Here is a 6,022-nt window from a genome sequence, read left to right on the forward strand (position 1 = left end):
GGCTTTGGTTGCGTGAGCATGGTCGCTCGGACCAGAGCGTCTATCTCGAGCCGCTCGGCTACATCGGCTACTTCAGCGGCCTGCGGATGATCGATTATCCAGGTCTTGTGGCGCCGCAGGTCGTGGCGATTCGTCGCGAAAAACATACGGACATGGTGGGGACGGCAATGGAGATCATGCCTGACTGGCTGGTTTTGCGCCCCAAGGAAATCAATGCGCTACTCAACAGCGACAAGCGGGAAGGGTTTCAGCGGGATTACGTTTTCGAGCGCGAATTCAATGTTCGCGAATCGCTTGGCGAGCACCGCTTAATCCCAGGCAAGCCGTTTATCCTTAACGACGCTGTGTTCGCCGTGTTTCGTCGCCGGGATGTGCCAATGCTCGATCCGGCCGGCTAAGGAATTTCGCGATCGAAGTGGTATTGCCGTCGCCATGTTGTCGGTGGCCGCAGGGGCTTGCCAGACACCGAATCGGCGGGTTTAATCGAATGTCTGCGGTCGCTTGCCTGGCGTCGTTTACGTGACGCGAAGCCGACAGATCGCGAAAATATCGCGGGCGTTTAGCTCAGTTGGTTAGAGCGCTATCCTCACACGGTAGAAGTCACAGGTTCGAGTCCTGTAACGCCCACTATTTCGGGTGTACCAAGAGGTACACACGGGTTTCTCTCGGGAATTTCTGATTTCCCATCCTTCGAATTTCCCGCAGTACCTGCCACTACCGCCGTATACTGCGCCGGAATATGCGCCGCCTCGGCGCCAGCCTGTTGAAAATGCTCGTCGGTGACCTGCAGGTAATGCTTTGCCGCGACGGCAGCGCTGTTGCCGATCCAGGCGCAGACGACGTGCATCGGGTAAGTCTCGGCGAGCTCGGTCTCGCGAGTCGCGCGCAGGTTGTGGAAAATCTTTGGCCACGGCTCGAGCCCAGCCCTTCGAACGATCTTTTCGAATGTCGTGCGCAGGTTCTGGCTGGCCGAGGTATAGCGGGTGATGACCGGCTCGGTGGCGGGCGTGTTGTCCGGCAATGCGTCCCAGACGGTGTTTAATTCTTGAAGCACCTCCGGGAACAGCGGGATGAGTCGTGCATCGCCCCCTTCGTGATGCTCGGTCTTGGGGCTGGGCACGCGGAGTCGGCCGCGACTCCAATCGACGTCGCCCCAGGTCAACGCCAAGTGCTCAGACGGGCATCGTAGGCCACCGTAGCGGCTCAGAACGAACAGTAGACGCCATTGAGCGTCAGGGCAGGCCTGAAGCACGGCATCGCCCTCTGCTCGCGTAATGAACCTTTGGCGGCTCGAATTGCGTTGGAGCCCCGCTTTTACGTCGGCGAAGGGGTTAGACCGAATCACTCCCTTGCGGACCGCCACGCGAAAGAATTGCTTGGCGATGCCGCAACGACGGCGAACAGTGTTCTCTGCTAGCTCCTGATTTTCCGCCAGCCAGAGGCGCCACTCATCGGCGTCGCCGGGGGTCAGATCCCTGAGGCTCTTCGATTCGCCGAAAAACTCGACCAGGCAACGCCGCGTGTGGCCGTAGACCGTAGCGGTTTCCTCCTTAACATCCGTTCGCAGTTCGATGTATGCGTCAACGAACGGGCCCAGTATCGCGCTTTCACGCCGCGGAACGAGCCCCACAGCGGCCAGCCGGTCCCGCATGACGTCGCCGAGCTTATCGACCCATTCGGCGGTGTCGATGTCCGGGACGCCGCCAAGGGAATTGGCGTAGTTCAGGGCCTCAATGTGCGTGCGGAACCTCTCTGCGGTCTTCATCGGCATCTTGCCAAGGTGGACGCGTTTGCGCTTGCGGTCCGCGTTGACGAATTGAATCGAACGGTTGCCTTTGCTGTCTGTGGAAATGCTTGCCATCACCGAGCCTTCAATTTGTACTGGTTTCCTTGGTCGTTTTGATTGCCGAGTTCGAGAATCAATGATGATTCGACAGGGCGAAAGTCAGCCTCGGAAATAGGTAAAGAGAGAGAGAGAGAGAGATCAAACGCTTGCGATGGAGCGAGGAAGGGAATCGATCCAGAAATTTCGACCTTGCATGCCCCGGGTCCATCGATAATCAGCACGTCTTGCTCGGCGCGGACGAGGCCTTTGGCCGAAAACCCGATGGTCGGGAGCGTATGCGTCGCGTCCACTACTGTGACGGTCGCTGCACATTTGTGAGCGGCGATCGACAGCCGGCTTCGATCTCGCGGAAAAACAAAGAGCCGTAGATCGATTCCCCAATTGACCATGCCGTTTGTCGACCTCCTACTGACGTTGGCCCATGCGTTCAGAATTTCGATTTGGGGGGATTCGCGAGATCGGCAAAAGAAGTTTGAGCAGGTCGGCACGCCGGGCAGTCCTCGTGCTTGCCCCTTCCCGCCAAGGAACCTCCCGTTCGATGGAATGTCCGGCAGTTCCGAATTTCGGATTCCGAACGACGTACGGGGCGTCGAGAGTGTCGAACTGGCAAGCATGGACGGTGCCTCCGGTGACAGTGACTGTTCGATGCTGCGCCAGCCTTGGCATGTGGCCGTTCTCAAATTGCGACTCGAGCTGCGAGAGCCATTTCGAGGGATCCGTACCATCCAATGGCGCAAGCTTGTAGGCGTCCTCATCAAGGCCGAAGATCCAGATGATTTCCTGGCCCCCAGCTGCGTTAGCATGTCCCGCCAAACGCCGCGCCGCCTGCTCGGCCGGAATCCATTCGGCCTTTGCCTCCATCACCGAGCCTTCGATCCGGCTGCCGCTCAACACGTGCTCGGTGGCTTGTCGAACGGCATTTTCAAAGTCTTGGGGTCGCATTGTTTGTGGTCTCCAATCAAAAGTGGAAGAATCGTTACTCCTTTAATTGTTGGTTGGGCACCTAGGCGCCGGGCCGCACTCCGTTGCGGCCTTCGATCGCCAGGTCAACTCAGATTCACCGACTGAGCGGCCAGGGCCGTTTTTCAATGGCGGTCCTGCGGTTTGGCTGACGTTCACCGAGTCAGCCGCCAGGGCCGGTCGTCAAAGCGGCCCTGCGAGTTCTCTCAAACAATGATCGAGCGGTCGCGCTTCCGTGCCGGCTTCGCCAATTCGTACCGCAGCCGCTTCGAAAGCCTGCCGACGCTTATGATCGCATAGGCACGGCCGCGGGCGATGCGCTCCTGCGACAACACGTGACGGTCCTCCAACCACTCGGCCAAATCCGCCATGCGCTCGGCCGTCCAAGTCGCCGGGCCGATTCCGTACCACGCGATCAGAGGATCGCGCCCGTCGCGACCGTCGCTAAACTGCAGAGCACCGTCATACTTCAGCGATCGCCATTTTGCAGGGCGATTGCGCTGCTGGGCACCCAGTTCCCACGCTGCGATGACCCGGGCCGTTGTCGAAGGGTGCCAGTCAGCCGGGCTGCCGTATGGATCAGGCATGTATTCGCCAGGCCTGACGATCTCGCTTTCGAACGGCACCACAACGTCAATCGCGAGCGGCGCCAGCGCTCCAGCGACTGCGACCTTCAACGCCTCTCGGCGGGTAATGTTGATCGTCACTCTTGCACCGCCTTTCCGCCGCGTTCGCGATAGCGGCGACATGCCGCATTGTTGACGTCGCGCCGCCGCTGGTATTCGACGGGATCCAGCGGCGCGCGAGGCTCGATCGACTCGAACACCGCAGCCGGCACGTCCAACTCGGTCGGTGCGATCGGTGAAGGATCAACGATCCGCTCTACACGGTAGTGCTTTTCGAAAAGCGTCGGCACCGAATGGTTCAGGAACCGCCGCGCTGAGCCCGCATTCTTGCTTTCCACGACAGAGGCAGCACCACGTCTGATCCATCGAGCGGTTCCCGAAAGTCCCGCTGCAGCAGCGATCCGTCCGATTTTCTTGTAGAAACTTCTCGCCTTCATTCCGGGCCAGATTTTCTTCCGCCGGGGATCGACGGCAATGCATGCAGCGATCGCCCCCTTCGTCGACGATTGAAGTGCTCGGGCCCTGGCCTTACCAGTCTTCTGCTCGGTCACGTAGAAAAAACCACGGGGGTCGAAGTCCGCAACGTCGATCTCGACTATGTCCCCGGGCCGATTGCCCAAATTCCACATGGTCAGAATTGCGGACGCGAAGTAGATCGACTGGGAGATACCAGTCTTCGACTGCACGCCCCTCAGTGTTGCGCAATGGGCGATCAGGCGATCCATATCATTTAGGTCATAGCCGTCGATTCTCAGCGCTGGGCAATGCACTGCTCGAACATCCTTCACGTCTACATCGTCGACCAGACCCAAGCGAATCGCGCGGCGAAGTAAAACCAACAGCCCGGTACGTCGACTCTTGACCGTGTAGGGCGAACGGCCCGATTCCAGATATTCGACCAGGTATTTATTGATGGTTTCCGGCCGTAAATCCTCAATCGCTGCTGGACGTCCCAGCCAGTTCGTAATTGCCTTCACTGCCTCGTCAAGGTGCCGGCGGGTGTCCTTCGCCATCTCGCGACCTATCGGCCGCTCAGCATTCCTGCGCTCCACGTACACGTCGACGAACTCCCGCAGCAGCATCGGAGCACCCACGACCGAGAGAGCCGTCATGCTTTCCGGCAGCATCCTGGACCGTACAGCGTATCGCTTGATCGCGCTGAGCTGCGCACGGCGCGTGCGGACTTCACCATGCACAAGTCCGAAATCAATGGCGGCGCGGGCCCAGGCCGTTAACGTTCCATCGGTAAGGTCCGCCAATGTCGCCGGCCGGCCGAGAAAGCGGGAAAGAAGCGCAATAGTTTTCACATGCTGGCGACAGGTGGTGGCCGATGCCGATTTCAGCCGTCGCGGCTGGAACACTGATGCGTAAAACTCTTCGAGCGTCGAAGAGGGCCCTTGGTCGGTCGCTGGGACTTTGCGTTTCAATGCGGAATTCGATGTCATGCGGCACCTACCTTTCTTGCATCGCGTTTGCGGTTCCGCGGGCCTTCCGGGACCTGTTCGCCTTGCTCGTAGCTCAGTCCCAACGCAACGCGTATCTTCCGCTCCAGGTGTGGGAGAATCGGCCGCTTGCCATTCAAAACTCTCGCCAACGCCCGCGGCTTCAGTCCGCAGTATGGAGCGAAGTCTCGGTACAGGACGCCGATGCAGTCTAGCGCCTCGGCAACGTCGTCTGCCGACAGAAATGGCTTGCGCATTAGCTGCTCGATCGAGCTACCATCCTTGCCGGCGTAGTCCTTCAGCCGGCGCCGGATCTTCGCGAGTGGCAAGCCGCTCGTATCAGGCACGTCAACCAGCTCGACCTCAACGCGCTTCGGATCGTTCCACCCCGGCCGCGGCAGATACTTGGCCAGGTCGTGGTCGGACATAAACGTGGGATCGATGTACCGCTTGATCGTCAGCGTGTCCTGATGGCCGAGCTGGCGGATTGCCGCCGATTCGCCAGCCGCGGCGGCAATGTGGGTAGCTGTCGTGCGGCGAATCTTTTGAAAAAGGTCTCGCCGAGTGGCCGACAGGCCTGCCCTCATCAGGATGAACTTGAAACGACCATAGATCGTCTTCTGATCCCTCGACGGGTAGGGAAACAGCAGCTTTCGCCGCGGTGGCACCGTGGCCATGATCGCTTCCAGGGTCTGATCCGTCAGCGGGAAGGTCTGCTCGACGAGGTTTTTCATGCGCTCGGCGGGGACGCGCAGCACCTTCCGGCGGAAGTCAATCTCGTCAAATCGAACCTTCATGGCAGCCGAGCGGCGCAGACCAGTGTCATATATCAAAAGCACAAGCGCGAGCCACCACCGGTCACACGGCACGCCTACGAAACGCCCTTTGCACTGGCGGCACGACTCGATGATCTTGCCCATCTGCTCAGACGACCACGCCTGGGGTGCCCTACGTGGCATCTTCACCTTTCGCAGGTCGGTAAGGTCCGAGTCGACGAACTTCTTGCGCTTGGCCATCCGCCACAGGGTCAGCAGCATGTTGAGGCGGCCGTTGATGGTGCGCCGGGCCAACGCGCTGGAAAGCATTGACTCAATCCAGCCAGCGATCGTCAGCTCTTCCAGATCGGCGACGTTGGCGACTCGGCCAAG

At 59.8% G+C, this 6,022-nt stretch carries 6 protein-coding genes and 1 tRNA gene; 2 read left to right on the forward strand and 5 right to left on the reverse strand.

Going from position 1 to position 6,022, the window contains the following annotated elements; genetic code table 11:
- Together VGN12_15980 and VGN12_15985 are read left to right on the forward strand one after the other, a co-directional pair.
- Positions 1-398 (forward strand): hypothetical protein (locus VGN12_15980; protein ID HEY4310951.1); only part of this gene is annotated, 398 nt, incomplete at its 5' end.
- Positions 399-553: 155 nt separating this feature from the next.
- Positions 554-627: transfer RNA gene (locus VGN12_15985), tRNA-Val, on the forward strand.
- A gap of 1,233 nt (positions 628-1,860) precedes the next feature.
- Here the strand turns inward: VGN12_15985 and VGN12_15990 are convergent.
- The 5 genes from VGN12_15990 to VGN12_16010 all read right to left on the reverse strand — a co-directional run.
- The gene (locus VGN12_15990) at positions 1,861-2,136 is read right to left on the reverse strand and encodes a hypothetical protein (GenBank protein HEY4310952.1); all 276 of its coding nucleotides are present in this window, start codon (positions 2,134-2,136) and stop codon (positions 1,861-1,863) included.
- Between the two features lie 115 nt (positions 2,137-2,251).
- Positions 2,252-2,737, reverse strand: coding sequence for a hypothetical protein (locus tag VGN12_15995; GenBank protein ID HEY4310953.1), 486 nt, complete (start codon positions 2,735-2,737; stop codon positions 2,252-2,254).
- 275 nt (positions 2,738-3,012) lie between these two features.
- A complete protein-coding gene (locus VGN12_16000; protein ID HEY4310954.1) occupies positions 3,013-3,513 on the reverse strand; it encodes a hypothetical protein in 501 nt (166 codons plus the stop codon).
- Entirely contained in the window at positions 3,510-4,877 is a 1,368-nt protein-coding gene (locus VGN12_16005) for a hypothetical protein (protein HEY4310955.1), read from the reverse strand. The genes VGN12_16000 and VGN12_16005 overlap by 4 nt, the downstream gene beginning before the upstream one ends.
- Positions 4,874-6,022, reverse strand: a 1,149-nt coding sequence (locus VGN12_16010; protein HEY4310956.1) for a tyrosine-type recombinase/integrase, incomplete at its 5' end; no start/stop codon positions are given. The genes VGN12_16010 and VGN12_16005, both read right to left, overlap by 4 nt.

Source organism: Pirellulales bacterium (assembly GCA_036499395.1).
Lineage (GTDB): Bacteria > Planctomycetota > Planctomycetia > Pirellulales > JACPPG01 > JACPPG01.

Bases quoted from the DNA above. Each gene is read 5' to 3' on its own strand.
- VGN12_16005 (HEY4310955.1), bottom strand. From the start codon at position 4,877: ATGACATCGAATTCCGCATTGAAACGCAAAGTCCCAGCGACCGACCAA.